Genomic DNA, 487 nt, shown 5'->3' with positions numbered 1-487 from the left:
GCCTTGACCATGCTGATTTGCCCCCGCATCGGCGCGCGCCTGGCCGGGCGTTTTGCGGCGGCGACGATGATGGCGATCGGCTTGACCCTGTTGGGCTGCGGCCATCTGCTGAGCGCCTGGGCGGTCAATGTGGGCGGCTACCTGCCCTTTGCCCTGGCGATTGCCGTGACGGGGGCCGGTGCGGGCCTGCTCAATGGCGACACCCAGAAGAACATCATGGCCTGCGTATGCCGCGACCGTGCCGGCATGGCGTCGGGCATGAGTACGACCATGCGCTTCAGCGCGATCATGCTGGCGATTGGTGTGTATGGCGCGTTGTTGAGCAGCCACAGCGAGCAATTGCTGGGGGCGAGCGTGGAGGCTCAGTGGCGGTCGCAGGTGGCCGGTAGTGCGTCGCGGGTGGTGGCAGGCGATATGCCGGCAGCCATTGCGCTGTTGCCGGAGTCGGCTCGGGCGGTGGTGCAACCGCTAGCCCGGCAGGCGTTTG

The 487-nt window shown here is 67.6% G+C and carries 1 pseudogene; it reads left to right on the top strand.

Annotation, left to right across the window (positions count from 1 at the left end):
• Positions 1–487, top strand: a pseudogene (locus tag HX774_RS19550) (MFS transporter); the annotation flags it as partial.

Source organism: Brevundimonas sp. P7753 (assembly GCF_013386595.1).
Classification (GTDB): Bacteria; Pseudomonadota; Alphaproteobacteria; order Caulobacterales; family Caulobacteraceae; genus Brevundimonas; species Brevundimonas bullata.
The sequence above is the reverse complement of the archived record's forward strand: the minus strand, read 5'-3'. Positions and strand labels throughout refer to the sequence as shown.